General features: G+C 45.5%; 14 protein-coding genes and 1 pseudogene. 10 read left to right on the top strand and 5 right to left on the bottom strand.

The features are described 5' to 3' along the window. Nucleotides 1-7: 7 nt before the first annotated feature. Both DA100_RS18800 and DA100_RS18795 read right to left on the bottom strand, forming a co-directional pair. On the bottom strand, nt 8-1,501 hold the full coding sequence (locus tag DA100_RS18800; RefSeq protein ID WP_138973531.1) for a CoA-acylating methylmalonate-semialdehyde dehydrogenase: 1,494 nt from the start codon (nt 1,499-1,501) through the stop codon (nt 8-10). Nucleotides 1,502-1,531: 30 nt separating this feature from the next. Next, complete coding sequence (locus DA100_RS18795; protein WP_138973530.1) at nt 1,532-2,743, bottom strand: thiolase family protein; 1,212 nt, start codon at nt 2,741-2,743, stop codon at nt 1,532-1,534. Nucleotides 2,744-2,917: 174 nt separating this feature from the next. On the opposite strand from DA100_RS18795, the gene DA100_RS18790 reads away from it, so the two are divergent. The 7 genes from DA100_RS18790 (at nt 2,918) to DA100_RS18760 (ending at nt 10,026) form a co-directional block, all read left to right on the top strand. Then, on the top strand, nt 2,918-3,292 hold the full coding sequence (locus tag DA100_RS18790; protein WP_138973529.1) for a MerR family DNA-binding transcriptional regulator: 375 nt from the start codon (nt 2,918-2,920) through the stop codon (nt 3,290-3,292). A 57-nt stretch (nt 3,293-3,349) separates the two neighbouring features. Continuing rightward, complete coding sequence (locus DA100_RS18785; protein ID WP_138973528.1) at nt 3,350-4,519, top strand: isovaleryl-CoA dehydrogenase; 1,170 nt, start codon at nt 3,350-3,352, stop codon at nt 4,517-4,519. Nucleotides 4,520-4,531: 12 nt separating this feature from the next. Continuing rightward, on the top strand, nt 4,532-6,145 hold the full coding sequence (locus DA100_RS18780) for a carboxyl transferase domain-containing protein (protein ID WP_138973527.1): 1,614 nt from the start codon (nt 4,532-4,534) through the stop codon (nt 6,143-6,145). 3 nt (nt 6,146-6,148) lie between these two features. Then, on the top strand, nt 6,149-6,967 hold the full coding sequence (locus DA100_RS18775) for an enoyl-CoA hydratase-related protein (protein WP_138973526.1): 819 nt from the start codon (nt 6,149-6,151) through the stop codon (nt 6,965-6,967). 4 nt (nt 6,968-6,971) lie between these two features. Then, the gene (locus DA100_RS18770; protein ID WP_138973525.1) at nt 6,972-7,907 is read left to right on the top strand and encodes a hydroxymethylglutaryl-CoA lyase; all 936 of its coding nucleotides are present in this window, start codon (nt 6,972-6,974) and stop codon (nt 7,905-7,907) included. Nucleotides 7,908-8,080: 173 nt separating this feature from the next. Next, nucleotides 8,081-9,064: a response regulator gene (locus DA100_RS18765; RefSeq protein ID WP_138973524.1), complete on the top strand. Its 984-nt coding sequence runs from the start codon at nt 8,081-8,083 to the stop codon at nt 9,062-9,064. Beyond that, nucleotides 9,061-10,026, top strand: coding sequence for a sensor domain-containing diguanylate cyclase (locus tag DA100_RS18760; protein WP_138973523.1), 966 nt, complete (start codon nt 9,061-9,063; stop codon nt 10,024-10,026). The genes DA100_RS18765 and DA100_RS18760 overlap by 4 nt, the downstream gene beginning before the upstream one ends. A 224-nt stretch (nt 10,027-10,250) precedes the next feature. Here the strand turns inward: DA100_RS18760 and DA100_RS18755 are convergent, their stop codons facing one another. After that, on the bottom strand, nt 10,251-11,888 hold the full coding sequence (locus tag DA100_RS18755) for a methyl-accepting chemotaxis protein (RefSeq protein ID WP_138973522.1): 1,638 nt from the start codon (nt 11,886-11,888) through the stop codon (nt 10,251-10,253). Between the two features lie 813 nt (nt 11,889-12,701). Here DA100_RS18755 and ltrA point away from each other — a divergent pair. Both ltrA and cysS read left to right on the top strand, forming a co-directional pair. Continuing rightward, nucleotides 12,702-14,174, top strand: coding sequence for a group II intron reverse transcriptase/maturase (gene ltrA / locus DA100_RS18750; protein ID WP_138973521.1), 1,473 nt, complete (start codon nt 12,702-12,704; stop codon nt 14,172-14,174). Nucleotides 14,175-14,672: 498 nt separating this feature from the next. Further along, complete coding sequence (gene cysS / locus DA100_RS18740) at nt 14,673-16,046, top strand: cysteine--tRNA ligase (RefSeq protein ID WP_138973520.1); 1,374 nt, start codon at nt 14,673-14,675, stop codon at nt 16,044-16,046. Nucleotides 16,047-16,295: 249 nt separating this feature from the next. On the opposite strand, the gene DA100_RS18735 is transcribed toward cysS, so the two are convergent. Both DA100_RS18735 and DA100_RS18730 read right to left on the bottom strand, forming a co-directional pair. Next, the gene (locus DA100_RS18735) at nt 16,296-16,715 is read right to left on the bottom strand and encodes a hypothetical protein (protein WP_240800960.1); all 420 of its coding nucleotides are present in this window, start codon (nt 16,713-16,715) and stop codon (nt 16,296-16,298) included. A gap of 1 nt (nt 16,716) precedes the next feature. Continuing rightward, nucleotides 16,717-17,001 (bottom strand): annotated as a pseudogene (locus DA100_RS18730) (hypothetical protein); the annotation flags it as partial. 128 nt (nt 17,002-17,129) lie between these two features. Between DA100_RS18730 and DA100_RS18725 the strand changes: the two are divergent. Further along, nucleotides 17,130-18,217: ISAs1 family transposase (locus tag DA100_RS18725; protein ID WP_138973519.1), on the top strand; the 1,088-nt coding region annotated here is incomplete at its 3' end.

The following is an 18,217-nucleotide window of genomic DNA, read 5'->3' as shown; positions in this document are numbered from 1 at the left end:
TGACTCCTTAACGCAACTGAATGGTCATGTTTGGCCCACTGGGAATGTCATCTTCAAACCAGCGCGCTGTCACTGTTTTGGTTTCCGTGTAAAAGCGCACAGCCTGCTTACCATACGCATGCAGATCACCGTAGAAACTTGCTCGCCAACCGGTAAATGAGAAGAAAGGGAGCGGAACAGGGATTGGCACATTAATACCGACCTGTCCTACCTGAATTTGGTGCTGGTACTTTCTCGCTGCGGCGCCACTGGCGGTGAATATGGATGTTCCATTGCCATAAGGATTGTTGTTAATCAACGCTATCGCTTGCTCTAAGGTATCCACTTCTAGACAGACTAAAACGGGGCCGAATATCTCTTGCTGATAAATGGACATATCCGTAGTCACGCCACTAAATAAGGTCGGAGCAAGCCAATTGCCGTTCGGGTATCCATCGACGCAGCACTGGCTGCCATCAAGTACACAAGTCGCTCCCTGCGCTTTTCCTTCCTCAATCAAACCAATGACCCTGGCTTTCGCCTGTTCACTGATCAGAGGTCCGTAACCCGCTTGATCGTCATTCCATGCTCCCGGTGTTACTTTCGCCATCTCGGTCGCCAGATCGCTGATCCACTGCTTAGACTCTCCGACAAACACAGCGGCAGAAATCGCCATACAACGCTGCCCTGCGGCACCCACTGACGCTCCAACCAAGTTACTAATCACTTGAGCTTTGTTAGCGTCAGGCATCACTACCATGTGATTTTTTGCTCCCGCAAAGGCCTGCACTCGCTTATTGTGCGCCGTTCCCGTCTGGTAAATGTACTTCGCCACGCCAACAGAACCAACAAACGACACCGCCTTGATCACGGGGTGAGACAACAGATAGTCCACTTGATCCTTGCCGCCATGAACAATTTGCAGCACTCCTTTGGGGGCTCCTGCTTGGGCGAACAGTTCCGCCAAGCGCATCGCAGTTAAAGGGACTTGCTCTGAAGGTTTGAGGACAAAGGTATTACCAGCTGCAATGGCAAGCGGAAACATCCATAGCGGTATCATGGCAGGAAAGTTAAAGGGAGTAATACCACAGCAAACTCCAAGAGGTTGAATCAGCGAATAGGTATCAATATCTGTCGCGACGTTTTCAACCGTTTCGCCCATCATATTGCTGGCGATATTTGCCGCCTGCTCAACCACTTCAATACCTCGCCACACGTCACCTTTGGCATCGACGGTGGTTTTACCAGTCTCTTTTGACAGCAAGCGTGCCAGCTCGTCGTGATGCTCTTTGAGCAAATGCTGATATCTGAGCATAAGACGCGCTCTGTCTGATACGGAGACTTCTTTCCAAACGTGGAATTGCTCTAGCGCGCTCTCTATCGCCTGTTCGATTTCAGCATCCGTCGCACAGGGCAATGTTGCGATGATCTCATTCGTCGCGGGGTTAGTCACTTCTATCCAATCACTCGTTTTGGACTGACAAAACTCGCCACCAATAAATAAACTGACTGACTGTGTCATTGTGATTTCCTTTTCCATCGTGAAGTTGGTTTAGAGCGGGATCTCGATACCGATCGCGGTAGCCTCTCCTCCACCAATGCAGATTGCGGCAACCCCTCTCATGACTTTTCTCTGGCTAACATCGCCGTCCACTCCCATTGCCTGTAGCTGTCTTAGGCTGTAGATCAGCGTAGTTAATATTCTCGCCCCACTCGCACCTATTGGGTGGCCCAAGGCACAAGCTCCCCCTTTAACATTTACCTTGTCTTGGTCGAGTCTAAGTTCGCGAACAGCAATTTGTGTCACAACCGCAAAGGCTTCATTGATCTCCCAAAGATCAACGTCACTCACCTCCCAATCAAGCTGCGAAAGTAGCTGCTTAATCGCGTACACGGGTGCAATGGTAAATTCAGCAGGTTCTCTGGCATGGCTCGCGTGCGCTTTGATAACCGCCAAGGGTTTCGCGCCATGAGATTTTGCGGTTTCGCTATCGATGACGACTAACGCAGCGGCTCCATCAGAAATGGCACTCGAATTGGCCGCAGTGATCGTTCCATCTTCAGAAAAAGCCGCTTTGAGACGTGAAATTTTTGACAAATCGATTGATGGTGGAAGTTCATCACAACTCAGCAGCTCTCCGTTTTGAGCTGCGACTGGAACCATCTCTTGGTCGAACATGGCTTGGCTTTGCGCAGCTAATGCTCGCTCTACAGATAAGGTTGCCCATTGGTCCATTTGCTCACGGGTAAAATGGTATTTATCCGCCGTTCTTTGGCCGTAGACGCCCATAAGTTCACCTTCATAAGCGTCTTGCAGGCCATCAAGAAACATATGGTCATAAGTGGTTTTGTGCCCGATTCTCATGCCACTACGCGCATCTCTCAGCAGATAAGGGGCATTACTCATGCTCTCCATACCACCAGCAACCGCGCATTGAATCGAACCTGCGCGAATCAGATCGTTCGCCAGCATCACAGACTTCATTCCTGAACCACACACCTTATTGATCGTGGTACAAGCAGTATGCAGAGGCAACTTCGCTACCCGTGCCGCTTGTCTTGCTGGCGCTTGACCGCATCCTGCGGGCAGTACACATCCCATGTAAACTTGTTCAACAATTTGCTCAGATAAGCCTGACTGTTCTATTGCAGCACCAATGGCGATCCCACCTAACTGTGGGGTAGAAAGACCAGCCAGCGCACCTTGAAAACGGCCCATTGGAGTTCGTTTCGCTGATACGATCCATATCTCTTTCTGCTCCATTTGATGCCCCTTTTATGCTGACATTATTTCTTGACGTTTACGTAAGCATAGCACTAACATTTACGTAAACGTAAAGAAACGAATCAATTACATTTTATCTGTTTAGGTTGACTCGCCAACATAGGGGCCAACCGTCTGATAGCCCAAATAAGAATACACAGGAAATTTAGCTCAGTGGAAAAATATAAGATCAGCGAACTCGCTAAAGAATTTGATGTGACGACGCGCAGTATCCGCTTTTACGAGGATGAAGGACTGATTCATCCAGAGCGAAAAGGCAGTATGCGTATCTACAATCGTCGTGATAGAACCCGGCTCAAGCTTATTTTACGTGGGAAGCGTCTTGGGTTTTCTTTAGCAGAAATCCGCGAATTATTTGAGCTGTACGATACACACCAAGGTGAAACTCAGCTAACAGAAATGCTGAAGATCATTGATGAAAAGGAAGCGGTGCTACTGCGCCAGCTCGAAGACATTAACCATATGCTTGAAGATCTCAACGTAGCGCGTGAACGTTGCCAGCAAGCATTAGTTGTGGACCCTCAATAACTTATCGTCCTCAAACGTCTTCGAATACTACGTTATAAGCCGATAGTCGGAGGCGTCATGATAAGCCAATATACACCGCTCAATTTTGGGCAAGATGAATCGATCAATTTGTTGCGTGAAAACGTCAACGGGTTTGCGCAACAACAAATCTCACCGCTTGCCAGCGATATTGACCGCTCCAACTCATTTCCTAACCATTTATGGCCATTGTTCGGTGAAATGGGGCTACTCGGCGTGACCGTTTCTGAACAATATGGCGGAGCTGAGATGGGCTATCTTGCCCATGTTGTGGCGATGGAAGAGATCAGCCGCGCCTCAGCGTCCGTAGCGCTCAGCTATGGGGCTCACTCCAACCTCTGCGTCAATCAAATATTTCGCAATGGAACCCAAGCGCAAAGGCAACAATTCCTGCCCAAACTGATCGATGGTAGCCATGTCGGTGCGTTAGCGATGAGTGAGCCTAACGCAGGTTCAGATATTGTTAGCATGCAATTAAAAGCGGATCTTAACGGCGACCACTATCTACTCAACGGGTCCAAGATGTGGATTACCAACGGCCCAGATGCCGATGTGGTGGTCGTCTACGCGAAAACGGATGCGACTCAGGGAGCGCACGGTATCAGCGCATTCATCGTTGAAAAAGCGGTCTCTCCTTTCCAACATGCTCAAAAACTGGACAAGCTTGGTATGCGGGGTTCCAACACCTGTGAGCTGGTCTTTAATAATTGCCCCGTCCCCGTTGAAAATATGCTGGGAGAAGTGAATCAAGGCGTAAAAGTATTGATGAGTGGATTGGACTACGAACGCGTCGTACTCGCCGCAGGTCCACTTGGAATCATGCAAGCGTGTCTCGATTTGGTGATCCCTTATGTTCACGACCGTAAACAGTTTGGACGTTCCATTGGTGAGTTTCAGTTGGTTCAAGCCAAAGTTGCCGACATGTATACACGATCCAATGCAGCCCGAGCCTATGTGTACGCGGTTGCCAATGCTTGTGATAACGGACATGCAAGCCGCAAAGATGCCGCGGGTGTGATTCTTTACAGTGCAGAACTTGCGACTCAGATGGCACTGGATACCATTCAGTTGCTCGGTGGTAATGGATACATAAACGAATTTCCTGCGGGTCGATTACTACGTGATGCCAAGTTGTATGAGATTGGTGCAGGTACTTCAGAAATCCGACGCATGCTAATTGGTCGGGAACTGTTTGAAGAATCACGTTAAAGGGAGCTGACTATGACCGTGATTAAGTCGAAGATTCACACCGACGCCCCACTCTACATGAAAAATCTTGCCGCAATGTCCACGCTGGTTAAACAGTTAGAGGATGACATCGCATCTATCAAACTGGGAGGCGGCGAAAAAGCAATCGCCCACCAGAGAAAAAAAGGCAAGCTGCCCGTACGTGAACGCATCGAGCATCTTCTCGATGCCAACTCTCCATTTCTCGAAATAGCTCAGTTCACCGCGTGGAATGTGTATGACGAACCTGTTCCTTGTGGCGGTGTTGTCGCTGGCGTGGGACAAATCAACGGCCAGTCGTGTATGGTGATTGCGAATGATCCTTCAGTGAAGGGCGGAACATACTACCCTCTGACGGTAAAGAAACACTTACGAGCACAAGAGATCGCCCAACGTTGTCAGCTGCCCTGCATTTATCTGGTAGATTCAGGTGGTGCCAACTTGCCTCACCAAGCCGATGTCTTTCCTGACCGCGAGCATTTTGGTCGCATCTTTTTCAACCAAGCCCGAATGTCGGCGAAAGGGATCCCACAAATCGCCGTTGTCCTCGGGTTATGCACCGCAGGAGGCGCTTATATCCCTGCGATGGCGGATGTATCGATCATAGTGAAACAGCAAGGCACGATATTCTTGGCCGGCCCCCCATTGGTTAAAGCCGCAACCGGTGAGATTGTGACCGAAGAAGAGCTCGGTGGTGCCGATGTCCACTGTCGAAAATCAGGCGTCGCTGACTATTACGCGGAAGATGAACTTCATGCGCTTCAGTTGGCAAGACAAGCTGTCTCTAACACTAACTTATCGTGTGAACTTACCCCATCCGTTCATCATACACAGAACTCATCCCCCCTTTACAACATCGAAGAACTTTATGGCATAGTGAATGCGGATCTTCGCTTATCGTTCGATGTACGTGAAGTCATCGCCCGAATCGTTGACGGTTCGGAGTTCGACGAGTTTAAAGCCTTATTTGGTACAACTTTGGTTTGCGGCTTTGCGCGTATTGAAGGCCATTTGCTTGGCATTATCGCCAACAATGGCATTCTGTTTTCCGAATCGGCTCAAAAAGGGGCCCATTTCATTGAGTTGTGCGCAAAACGAAAAGTACCGCTTTTGTTCCTGCAAAACATCACCGGCTTTATGGTGGGGAAAAAGTTTGAAGAAGGCGGTATCGCCAAAAATGGCGCCAAACTGGTCATGGCCGTCGCGTGCGCTGACGTACCCAAGTTTACCATTATCATTGGAGGATCGTATGGTGCGGGCAACTATGGTATGTGCGGCAGAGCTTATGACCCTACACTGATGTGGATGTGGCCGAATGCGCGAATTTCCGTGATGGGGGGAGAACAAGCGGCGGGGGTGTTAACTCAGGTCAGACAACAAGTCATGCAGCGTCAGGGAGAAAGTTGGACTCAGGAGGACGCCGACCAATTTCGCCAACAGATCCTTGAACAATACAACCATCAAGGACATCCCTACTATGCCAGCGCCCGTCTATGGGATGACGGCATTATTGACCCCAAAGATACGCGACAAGTTCTGGCGCACGCGCTCAAGTTAGCCCTTCGTCACCCGATTAATGATAGCCAGTTTGGTATCTTCAGGATGTAAATTATGGCCACCAGAATCGACCGAAATCTCCACCAAAACACTGTCTACCATATCGATAACAATGGTATTGCGACCGTCACTCTTTGCCGCCCTGAAAAAGCCAATGCCTTCAACGCTGAAGTCATTGCTCAACTGATCACCGCTTTAGATAGCCTCTCCGCCGACCCAATGGTGAAAGCCCTGATCCTCAACAGCCAAGGTAAGCATTTTTCAGCCGGTGCAGATATCGAGTGGATGCGCTCCATGGTGACTAAGAGCGAGCAGGAAAATCAGCTCGATGCGTACCAGTTAGCCACTCTGCTTGATAAGCTTGATCGATTCCCTTTTCCGACAGTAGCAATTGTCCAAGGTTGCGCCTTTGGCGGTGCGTTGGGACTCATTTGTTGCTGCGATATGGTGTTTGCCAGTGAGAACTGTCAATTATGCTTGAGTGAGGTCAAGCTAGGGCTCATCCCTGCGACGATCGCTCCTTACGTCATCAGAGCGATGGGCGTACGCAACGCCAGGCGATATATGCTATCGGCGGAGCGAATCGATGCCCACACAGCACTCGAACTCAACCTGATTCACCACATCTCTCCTTGCTTAGATATAACCGAAGATGCGCACCAATGGCTACTGCCAGTACTGAATCATGGACCACAAGCAATGGTTGAAGTTAAGCGCCTTTGCCACCACTGTAGCGAGTCACCGATTGATGACGCTTTAATGCGTTATACCAGTGAATTGATCGCCAAAATACGTGTGTCACCTCAAGGACAGGAAGGCTTGTCCGCATTCTTGCAAAAGAGAGCGCCTGACTGGATGAAGAAGGAACATTAGCGGTATGAATCAAGCGAACAAGGTGAACGTCCCAGACATACAACTCGAACAGGTCAACATCTTTGAAGTGGGGCCTAGGGACGGCTTGCAAAATGAAGCGGCATTACCTGTCGAGGCAAAAATAGCCTTGATTGACCAATTGTCCTCAACCGGATTAACACAGATTGAAGCTGGGGCTTTTGTTTCAGAGAAAAAGGTGCCCCAGATGGCTAACTCCGGTCAAGTATTTGCCAATATCAAACGGCACCAAGGGGTGATTTATTCTGCGTTAACGCCTAATGTTCAAGGGCTTGAAAAAGCGCTAAAACATAACGTACAACAAGTCGCCGTCTTTACCTCCGCTTCGGAAGGATTTTGCCAACGCAATATTAATTGTTCAATTTCTCAGAGTCTTCAACGGTTTAAGGACGTGATAGATTTGGCGCATGCGCATAACATTCCTGTTAGAGGGTACTTATCTTGTGTCGCGGATTGTCCTTATGACGGCCCAACCCAACCAGTACAAGTTGCTGAACTGACCCAAGCGTTGCTCGATATGGGCTGCTATCAAGTCTCTCTCGGCGATACGATTGGTACTGCTACACCAAATCGAACTGCGCAGTTGCTTGACGCCATTCTCACCAACACGCCCGCGACATCCATTGCGGTTCATTTCCACAACACCTATGGACAGGCACTGGCCAATATTTATCAGTCCCTCCTTATGGGTATCAATACGATAGACTCAAGCGTCGCTGGCTTAGGAGGTTGCCCTTATGCGAAAGGGGCGTCAGGAAATGTCGCGACAGAAGACGTACTTTATCTATGTCATGGACTTGGGATTAAAACCGGTGTTGATCTCAATGCCGTCGCTAGGGTCGGCGCATTCATCTGCCAAACGTTAAATATCCAGCCTGCATCTAATGTTACACGCGCATTACAGTGCAAAATTCGTACATAATTATGTGCCGACCATCCAACTTTTGTGATTTACATTTAAAAAATGCGTGAAGTGCGAGCTACAAAAATGTTATCTATATGGTCAAATGTTTGAACAATCGTCACAATACTGACGCATAGCCATTCGTGCCTGCTTAAAAATGGCACTCTGCTACAGGTGTATAAGTTACCGTCATGAACATATTAGTTTGCGATGACTCGTTGATCGCTCGCAAATCCATCATTAGTCGAATTGACCCTTCAGATACTATCCAAATTTTCCAATCAGAAAACGGAAAAGCCGCGTTAGAAATCATGAGTAACCAAAATATCGACTTGTTGTTTCTTGATCTAACTATGCCTGTTATGGACGGTTTCGAAGTCCTCGCGTCTCTGCCTGTAAGCTACTACCCAACACACATCGTCGTCGTGTCTGGTGATATTCAGATTCAGGCCAAAAACCGATGTCTTCAACTTGGTGCCAATGAGTTTATTGAAAAGCCTTTTGTTACCGCTGATCTCGTCGAACTCTTTAATCGTTTTGAGATTCCGCTAAAAGCAACGACAACCCAGCACCCAGAGCTAACGCCAAACGCGATTGATCTTATGGGCGCAATTCGCGAAATGAGCAATATAGCGTTAGGTGCCAGTGCATCTATCATCGCCGAACAAGTGGGCAAGTTCATTGAAATGCCATTACCCAACGTCGCTTCATTGCATCAATCAGAATTAAAAATGACGGTGCAAGACATCGTCAACAATTCTGAATCCCGCGCGGTTTCACAACGTTTTGTCGGCAATGGCATCAATGGGGAAGCCTTGGTGTGCCTACATGGCAAAGGGTTTGAACAGCTTACAAACGTAGCATCGGATGACCAGGTTAACTCCACCAACGAAGTCATTCTCGACATATCAAACTTGCTGGTTTCGTCATTTTTGGTCTCTTTTAGCAAACAGTTGGACATCTCGATATCGTTGCGCCAGCCGATTGTGCTGGAAAAAGAACCACTGCAAGCATCGCTGAGTTCTAGCGGTTTCCTTGAGGAGTATGACCAAGACATTTTCACGATCGAATTTGTCTACAAAGCCGAAAATCTGGATGTCGCTTGTGACATTATTTTCTTGATGGATAACGAGTCTCTTGATGCCATTCAACAAATTCTGGAGAGCTTAGTATGACGGCGAGTGAGATCGGAGACCTTCACTGGACAATGCAAATTATCGGCGATCTTGATGCTGGGCTGATCGTCGTCGATCGCGATTACAAGGTATGTGCATGGAACACATTCATGCAGTCGTACAGTGGAATCAGTGCCGATCAAATCCTTGGAAAAGTGCTGTTTAGTGTTGTTAGAGATCTACCTGAAGCTTGGCTGCGAAAAAAGGTCAATACCGCATTTAGTCTCAATAGTAGAGGCTTTTCTTGCTGGGAAGACCGCCCTTACCTGTTTAAATTTAAAAACTTCAGCCCTATCTCCAACAGCTTAAGTGAGATGCGCCAAAACATTACGTTTTCGCCACTGACCTCAGTCAATGGTGATGTGTCGCACGTGAGTTTGATCATCAATGACGTGACGGATATTGCTAAAAATAAGATTCATCTGTTGGATTCAAACCAAAAGCTGTCCAGCTTGAGCCAAACCGACGGACTCACTAAGCTCTACAATCGCGCACATTGGGAAATGAATCTACAGAAAGAGTACGAACACTGTCAGGTGACGGGTGAAGTCTCATCACTTGTTATTTTTGATATCGACCATTTTAAACGGGTCAATGACACATATGGCCATACTGTGGGCGACGAAGTGATCCGTCATGCCGCTGAAGCCTTAAAGCGTGCCTCACGCAGTACCGACATTTGTGGACGCTACGGCGGTGAGGAGTTCACGGTTATCTTGCCCGGTACATGTGCCAATCAAGCGCTTTATTTCACTGAACGGTTACGTAAACGGATTGAGAGCTCGATAGTCAAATGTGATCAACACCATGTCAAATATACTATCAGTCTTGGCGTGTGCGAGATTTCACCGCTCCAATCAAGTCACCTTGCTTGGCTTGAGCATGCAGACAAGTCGCTCTACTTATCCAAAGAGTCTGGGCGAAATCGTTCGACAGTTTTCGAGCCTTCGTTCGTTGAATAACTGTTCAATTCAGCGCTCTAATAGATCCCGTGTTCGAACAGAGTTCGCCATTCTTGGTTAGTGCGTCGTTTGGCTATTTCAAATCTCCTTTGGGTTGGAGGTTTACATAGCTATATGGTACTTTCCCCTAAATTAAGTGTATTAAAGACTAAAAGGTAAAGGGGCTCTAGAGCCCCTTTACGAAATCATCCAATATACGCAAATAGAAACGTATTGGTCCGACGTTAAGAGTTAGATAAGTCAAACGTATCAACGCGATTTTTTAATCGGTGTGTTAGAGAACTAATATCTTGACATACTTCAAATGTTGTTGAGGCTCCTTCTAAAATATCTTTAGAAGATTCATTGATCAATTCCACACTTCGATTTAGTTCTTCTGAAACAGAACTTTGCTCACTGCATGCGGCAGCTATTTGCGTACTCATCTGGGCAATATTATCTACCGAGACTTCAATACTTCGTATTTGGCCGCCTGCCTCGTTGACTTGTCGCACTGAGGTAGACATGCCATCTTGGCACTCCTTACTTGCTTCAATCATTTTTTCCGAGTGAGCTTGAAGCACACCTACGATCTCAATGATTTGAGTCGTGGAGTCCTGAGTTCTTTGTGCTAGAGATCTAACTTCGTCAGCTACAACCGCAAACCCTCGACCTTGCTCTCCCGCTCTTGCAGCTTCAATCGCTGCATTTAGCGCCAGTAAATTGGTTTGTTCAGCGATATCTCTAATTACATCAACAACAACGTTGATATCTTTAGAGCTTGACTCCAGTTCAATAGCCAAACGGTCTGATTCCTCAATCTTCGTAGATACTCTTTCGATATTTTCGATAGTTTCAAATAGAGTCGCACTTCCGTTTTTCGCCAATTCGGTAGCAGAAAGTGCAGACTCAGCGCCAACTTCAGTGTTTTGCGAAACTTCACTAACCGCTGCTTGCATTTCAGTCATTGCAGATGCCACTGACGTTAGTTCTATTTGCTGCTTTTCCATTCCTTCCGCTGTCTTGGAGGATATAATATTGACTTTATCTACTGCGTTGGCCAGTTGAATGGTTGATTCACTCACTTCTGACACTAAAGAGTTCAAGCTACTCTGCATTGACAATAGTTCTTTCAGTAGCTTACCCATTTCGTCATTTGATAACCATTTGTCATCAATGCTCAGGTTTAGCTTGCCACTTGCAACTTTGGTAGCAAAATTCAACGCCACAACAATGGGCTTACAAATTGTTCGAGTAAGTACGGTACTTGATATCAAAATTATCATCATAATCGCAGTCAAACTAAACCACGCTACCGAAAAAGTCATACTCGACTCATAATTAGCTCTATCGCCAAGCTCCACAACGGTTTGTTTATTTAGCTGTAAGGTGCTATCGAGAGAAGACAAAGCCTTAGAGTATGTGGAGAAGCTATCAAGAACTATTTTATTAGCGGCTTCACTATCCCCTTTGGAAAGGAGATAGTTATATGACTTTGTATTATCGATATATTGACGCCATAGATCCTTAAATGACTCAAACGATTTGCGCTCGTCCTTTGAAAGCTCTAGGCTCTCATAAGCCTCAATCCCGTTCGCTACGTCACTTCGCCATTGGTCAAGATCTAACAACCAATCGTTGATCTTAGGGTGACCAACGTTAGGGAGCAAAGAAAACTCATCTTTTCTAACTTTAGTAATATCTACTTGTATCCCTTTCAATATTTCCACTGAGGGTACCGCTTTATTTATAAAGGAATAATTGCCATTCTCTATTGAAGTCAATCCCTTGAGCAATAAAGCAAAAGTTGCAGAAAATGCTAAAAATACTACAAAAAAACTAAATCTAATTTTGTTTCCAATAGAAATATTTTTTACGCTCATTTAACTAGTCTCATAACTATAATATACAAATTTCGCGCAAGTTAACACAGATTAAGAATTCACTAAATTAGAATTTCCTTTCGTAAGGATAACGATAGGTTATGAGAGTAGTAGCACTTAGTTAGCTCTATTATGCCTTGTTTCTTTGGAGAGGGTTACAGCTAAAGGTTAGTCATGAGGAAAAGTAAGTCAAATACCAGATCGCACGCAGCTCAGAAAACTCACCTAAAACACACTGGGGCGTGCGACGTGAAGTCGTATGAAGCGCTGTTCACCGCTCAACGAGTGAACCATCTGTATCACCAGATGAACCTAGGGCTCTGAATAAAGTAGCGAGCCTGACAATGTAACGAAGATTGGTTGTTAACCAATCGGGATCTGAATCGTGAGAGAACGATCCTCCTGATAACCACAATCGGGTGAGTGCTAGGTAGTCAGCATGATGAACATAAGTGAATCCGCGTAAGGTGCGTTATGTGATGAAACAGCGGAAGTGGTTAATACGCTGTAGCCAAAAGGCAAGAGAGTCGGAAAGAGATTGCCCCATGCTCTTTCGTGATCGTTGAACTCTTCGCACCATAACGGGCATCTAAACTGACATTGCGCGACATACGGAACACGGTAAGCCTGTATCACTCCCACTGGGAAAGTCTCTGCGACCGATAGTGATGCAGGTAGAGGATGTTGGAAAAAGCGAAGGCTGCATTGTAACGATGCAGATACAGGTCTCTATCTGGCACGAAAGTGAGCTGACTTCCGACTGGTCTTCCGTTGCAAGAGAATTTGAAGAACTTTATTCAAGGAGAAATGCAAATGATGATTTCAAAAGAGATTAGTGCCTCTCCTGACAGCGCTCAGTGGCAGTCCATAAACTGGAAATCCATTGAATCCCATGTTTTAAAGCTTCAGATGCGTATTGCAAAGGCAACGAGAGATGGTAACCACGGCAAAGCGAAAGCGTTGCAGTGGATACTGACTCACTCGCGCTCAGCAAAACTTCTTGCTGTTAAGCGGGTATCACAAAATAAAGGCAGTAAAACGCCTGGAATTGACGGCGTTATCTGGAATACAGATACGCGCCGCATGAAAGCAGTCAATCAATTGAGCAGAAAAGCGTATCAAGCCAAACCGCTCAAGCGTATCTACATCCCCAAGAAAAACGGCAAGCTCAGACCACTGGGTATCCCCTGCATGGTCGATAGAGCGCAGCAAGCGCTTCATCTTCTTGCTCTGGAGCCAGTATCAGAAACACTTGCCGACCCTAACAGCTATGGATTTAGACCAAACCGTAGCACTGCCGATGCAGTCGCACAGTGCTTCAAGTGTCTGGCATTAAAGAAATCAGCTCAATGGGTTCTTGAGGGAGACATCAAAGCCTGTTTCGACAAGATCGGGCATCAATGGCTTATGAACAACATAGCCGTAGATAAACGCATGTTGGAACAATGGTTAAAGTCTGGTTTTATGGATAAAGGGCTGTTCTACCGTACTGACGAGGGAACACCACAAGGCGGGGTCATATCCCCGACCTTGATGCTAATGACTCTTGCAGGACTTGAGCAACGCATAAAGTCTACTGCACTCAAAAAGGGTGCTAGAGCCAACTTTATTGGATACGCCGACGATTTCGTCGTCACCTGCGCTTCAAAGGAAGTGCTGGAGAACGATATCAAACCGTTGATTGCTGATTTCTTAGCAGAAAGAGGCTTAACACTCTCCGAAGAGAAAATGCACATTACCCATATCAGCCGTGGTTTTGATTTCCTAGGTTTTAATCATAGGAAGTACAAAGGGAAGTTGCTCATTAAGCCGAGTAAATCCAACACGCTACTGTTCCTAAGTAATTTGCGCGAACTCATCAAAAAGCACGCAACCATCCCCGTTAACGATTTAATCAAGTTGATAAATCCGAAACTCAGGGGCTGGTCGAATTACTATCGACACTGCGTTGCGAAACAGGTATTCGGATATGTAGGTCACAAGCTATTCCATACGTTATGGCACTGGGCTAAAAGGCGTCATCCAACAAAATCCAGAACTTGGATCGCGCTTAAATACTTCATCAACCGTCAAGGTCAATGGCAATTTCACGGTTGGCAGAAGATCATGGATATGGATTGTCAGTTCAATCTGTTTCAAATAGCTAAGGTGCCAATAGAGAGACATGTAAAAATCAGGAGTGCCGCTACGCCTTTTGATCCTCAATACCAAGAATACTTGGCTAAGAGAAAATCAAAGAAGCAATGCCGTAACTCTTGGCATGAGCCTGCTCTCGCTGCTTTATAAGTTGCTGGGTGCCAATCGGTGCCTTCGTGAAGGCTTGAGCCTAGTGCGGTGAAAGTTGCACGCTGGGTTCTTAGAGGGACGACACTTGGTAACAGGTGTCGTCTACTCGACATAAATGTGCCAGAACAGTGCGGCCTGACACGAGTATGGACAGAAATGATCTACAGCTTTCTCTAAATTAGCAATTCATGGAAGACTCATAGTATGGGAAGTAGCTAAGTTTAATGCGCCCGTTTTGATAGTACGGGTGACGTCCATTACTACCAACGATGACTCTCAAAATAGTCATCGAATAAATGTATTGCTTTTGTTAATCATCTATTTTAATTTAAAAAAATGATGCTGATAACTACTTCCACTCAAACTCTATTTTGTTGCTGTAAATACCTTATTTACGGCCGTTTTCGTGTAGCTATTACGTAGCAAACCTATCGCACTGTGACCTAGGCCGTTGATGTTTTCATCCACGGCCTTTTTGTATTTATAAGGATATGATTTATGACCCAACCTATACTCCAGCTCTTTAATACCCTTAATAGAACACTGAGTCCGTTTTATACGATTCAACCCCGCAAGGTTGGCCTTTATGCATGTGGCCCAACCGTTTATGACTATGCACATGTCGGTAATCTACGTACCTATTTGTTCGTTGACGTTCTAAAACGCGTACTACAGATCAATGGGTATCAAGTTAATCATGTCATGAACATAACCGATGTCGGACATCTAGTATCAGATGGTGACACTGGTGAAGACAAGATGGAGAAAGGTGCACGCAAACAAGAAAAATCAGCTTGGGATATTGCTACTTTTTTTGAAAACGCATTTTTTACTGATCTTGAAAGGCTTAACATTCTCAAACCTTCTATCACTTGCCGAGCAACCGATCATATTCAAGAACAGATTTCGTTTATTCAGTCACTCGAAGTTAAAGGCTATACCTATCGAACGAGTGATGGTATTTATTTTGATACAGAGAAATTACCCGACTACGGAAAGCTTGCGCGATTAGATAAGCAAGGTTTGGAAGCTGGCATTCGCGTTGATATGGCGGAGAAAAAGCATCCTACAGATTTTGCACTTTGGAAATTCACTAGCGAACAAAAACGGCAAATGGAGTGGACAAGTCCATGGGGAAATGGCTTCCCAGGGTGGCATATTGAATGTTCAGCAATGGCAGAGAAGTACTTGGGAGAGACCTTCGATATACATATCGGTGGTGAAGATCACATTCCTGTCCACCACACCAATGAAATTGCACAATGCCAAGCTAAAAACGGACATGTACAAGCAAACTTTTGGTTGCATGGTTACTTCTTAAATATTAACAATGAGAAAATATCTAAGTCAGGTTCTACACTGCGTTTAGAAAGCCTAATCGACAAAGGTTATGATCCTCTAGCTTATCGTTATTTAACCTTAACCAGTCACTATCGTAGCCAGCTCAGTTTTACTTGGGAAGGGTTGAATGGCGCACAAAAGGCACTGCGTAGATTAAGAAAGAAAATCACTGATATGCCTAACGGTGGTAACGTTGACAACCAGTTCAAAGCTGAATTTCTTACACGTATCAGCCGCGATTTGAACATGCCGCAAGCACTCGCCTTATTATGGGAGGTCACTGATAGTTCCATAGAGCCTGCCAATAAAAAAGCGACACTACTTTATTTTGATCAAGTATTTGGCCTTAACCTTGATAAGGTGGAAGAGTTTACAATCCCCAAACAAGTTCACCAGCTCGTAGAACAACGTCAATGTTTGAAACAACAGGGGCGATATGTTGAAGCAGATACAATCCGAGAGCAAATTCGAGCTTTGGGATATGAAGTTAACGATAGTACTAATCAATCGAGTGTAACCAAGTTACTTTAACTAAAATCACCCGCGTTACCGAATAAGAGGTTAGCGATAGCCTCTTATTTCTGGGTTATAGGCTAGTTTGAGCTTACACCGAAATTTATAAGGCTCGGATTAGCAAAGGTCGGCCAAAATTTTGATGATGAAAGCTACAGTGTTATTCAGCGAGCTCATTTTGGGCAACCTGTCAGATCTAGTTTCATTGAGGTATACCTTCTTTATGGCGTGTATCCTTTTTGTTTTTATAGGGAGCCTTTATTGTTTCTAAATAGACGGTAGCACCCGTACCCATTTGCGGTAAATGCTTGTCCCCGCATGCTTGTTCAAATCATCACTGTATACGTAGCCATATTTATCCATTAGATCAAATGTGTGGTATGTCCAACCAGCAGCAAACGCCACGCCAATCAAAATGAAGAACAATATTATTTTGTCCCATTTAGCTCGTGTTTGTTGTGACTCTATTTGAACGATAGTCTTTCCATAGTAAAACGCTTTTGGCGTCATAAAGAGTAAATATAGAACCATCCCAAACCCACCGATGGAAAGGAGTAAAGCTATTGGAGAAAACGTAACAACTGGTGCATGGTTCAACAAGTCTAAATAGTTATTAAGTACGTCATTAGATATAAAGTACCAAGTACCGAATCCAAGTACCCACATGAATATTACAGACAATCTCACCCTAGTTTTCGACTGTATTTTCAAGCTCCGCTACAATTGACTTTGAAATATTGTACTTACCCCACACAAATTCAATGGCTAAATAAGCGAACGCACACATAACCCCTCCAGCTAATAATGAGCCCGTCATAGTTACAACCGCGAACAAAGCTGCCTCTCCAACACCGTACTGCAATAGCGCCTTAAACATATCGGAACCAACATTACCAAACCAGTTCACAAGGTGATAATCATCCTTGAACACTAAATCACTAGTTGCAATACTCGCCGACACGACAAACGTTAATACTCCAAACGTTAATACTCCTGCCAGGGTGAGATCGCGAACATTTTCTAACCACTTAGAATGATCGGTTTGACGATCATATCTAGCTGTGATCATATACTCTCTTTTAACAAAGAGAGCTAGCCACAATGCATATCGACGAGTTTAAAGAGCACTTCCATTTAGTCGCAGATAAGCGCCAGTCAGCAAAGGTTACGTATTGCTTGTTTGAGGTTCTGTTCGGCTCATTGTGCGCTGTTATTGCTGGTGCCAAAGGTTGGTTTGATATTCGTGAGTACATCCTTGGTCATCATGAGTGGTTTAAACGTAATGGTATGTTTGTTAATGATATTCCTGCCGATGATACGATTGCTCGCATTATCTCTAAGATAGAACCAGAGCCCTTTCATACTTGCTTTATAAACTGGATGTCAGCAGTACATTCCCTTACTGAGGGGCAAGTCGTTGCGATTGATGGTAAAACACTTCGGGGCTCCTACAACCGAGATGACCGAGCTAGTACTATCCATATGATTAGCGCCTACGCTTCGTCCAATAAGCTCGTACTTGGACAGCTCAAAACAGAAGAAAAGAGCAACGAGATCACAGCAATACCTGAGCTCATCAAACTTCTTGATATCAAAGGCGCTCTAGTCACAATTGATGCGATGGCATGCCAAACGGAAATAGCCAAAACTATCATCGAACAAGATGCTAACTACTTACTTGCGGTTAAAAATAATCAAGGAAAGTTACGCAAAGCAATAGAGCAGGCTTTTGCAAAACAACGAGTATCAAAGCCCAAAAATATCAAAATCGAGCAGGGTCACGGCCGTATTGAAGTCCGTCAAAGCTATGTGTTAAGCAGTGAAACGCTCGAAGGTAACTTCTCTCGTTGGAAAGGATTAAAATCGGTCATTATGGTGGAAAACTTCCGTTACCATAAAGGCAAAGTAGCAGAGCTAGAGTATCGATACTACATCAGCTCAAAGCAATTGAGTGCGGAGCAAGCGGCAAGCGCAGTAAGGGAGCACTGGGGTATCGAGTCAATGCACTGGGTCTTAGATGTGACGATGGCTGAGGATGCCTGCCAAATCTATAAAGACCACGGAGCCGAAAACCTAGCTTGCCTTCGCCATATAGGGTTGAATATGTTGCGCACAGAGCCGACTAAACTCAGTATCGTTGGAAAACAGAAGCGTTGTATGATGAACACAGCGATGCTAGAGGCGGTCTT

It is taken from the genome of Vibrio sp. Hep-1b-8 (assembly GCF_006124995.1).
In the GTDB taxonomy this organism is placed as follows: domain Bacteria; phylum Pseudomonadota; class Gammaproteobacteria; order Enterobacterales; family Vibrionaceae; genus Vibrio.
The sequence above is the reverse complement of the archived record's forward strand: the minus strand, read 5'-3'. Positions and strand labels throughout refer to the sequence as shown.

Excerpts from the sequence above, each read along its gene's own strand:
- DA100_RS18760 (WP_138973523.1), top strand. The coding sequence starts at position 9,061 with ATGACGGCGAGTGAGATCGGAGACCTTCACTGGACAATGCAAATTATC.
- DA100_RS18780 (WP_138973527.1), top strand. The coding sequence starts at position 4,532 with ATGACCGTGATTAAGTCGAAGATTCACACCGACGCCCCACTCTACATG.
- DA100_RS18755 (WP_138973522.1), bottom strand. The coding sequence starts at position 11,888 with ATGAGCGTAAAAAATATTTCTATTGGAAACAAAATTAGATTTAGTTTT.
- DA100_RS18765 (WP_138973524.1), top strand. The coding sequence starts at position 8,081 with ATGAACATATTAGTTTGCGATGACTCGTTGATCGCTCGCAAATCCATC.
- DA100_RS18795 (WP_138973530.1), bottom strand. The coding sequence starts at position 2,743 with ATGGAGCAGAAAGAGATATGGATCGTATCAGCGAAACGAACTCCAATG.
- DA100_RS18800 (WP_138973531.1), bottom strand. The coding sequence starts at position 1,501 with ATGACACAGTCAGTCAGTTTATTTATTGGTGGCGAGTTTTGTCAGTCC.
- DA100_RS18775 (WP_138973526.1), top strand. The coding sequence starts at position 6,149 with ATGGCCACCAGAATCGACCGAAATCTCCACCAAAACACTGTCTACCAT.
- cysS (WP_138973520.1), top strand. The coding sequence starts at position 14,673 with ATGACCCAACCTATACTCCAGCTCTTTAATACCCTTAATAGAACACTG.
- ltrA (WP_138973521.1), top strand. The coding sequence starts at position 12,702 with ATGATGATTTCAAAAGAGATTAGTGCCTCTCCTGACAGCGCTCAGTGG.
- DA100_RS18770 (WP_138973525.1), top strand. The coding sequence starts at position 6,972 with ATGAATCAAGCGAACAAGGTGAACGTCCCAGACATACAACTCGAACAG.
- DA100_RS18785 (WP_138973528.1), top strand. The coding sequence starts at position 3,350 with ATGATAAGCCAATATACACCGCTCAATTTTGGGCAAGATGAATCGATC.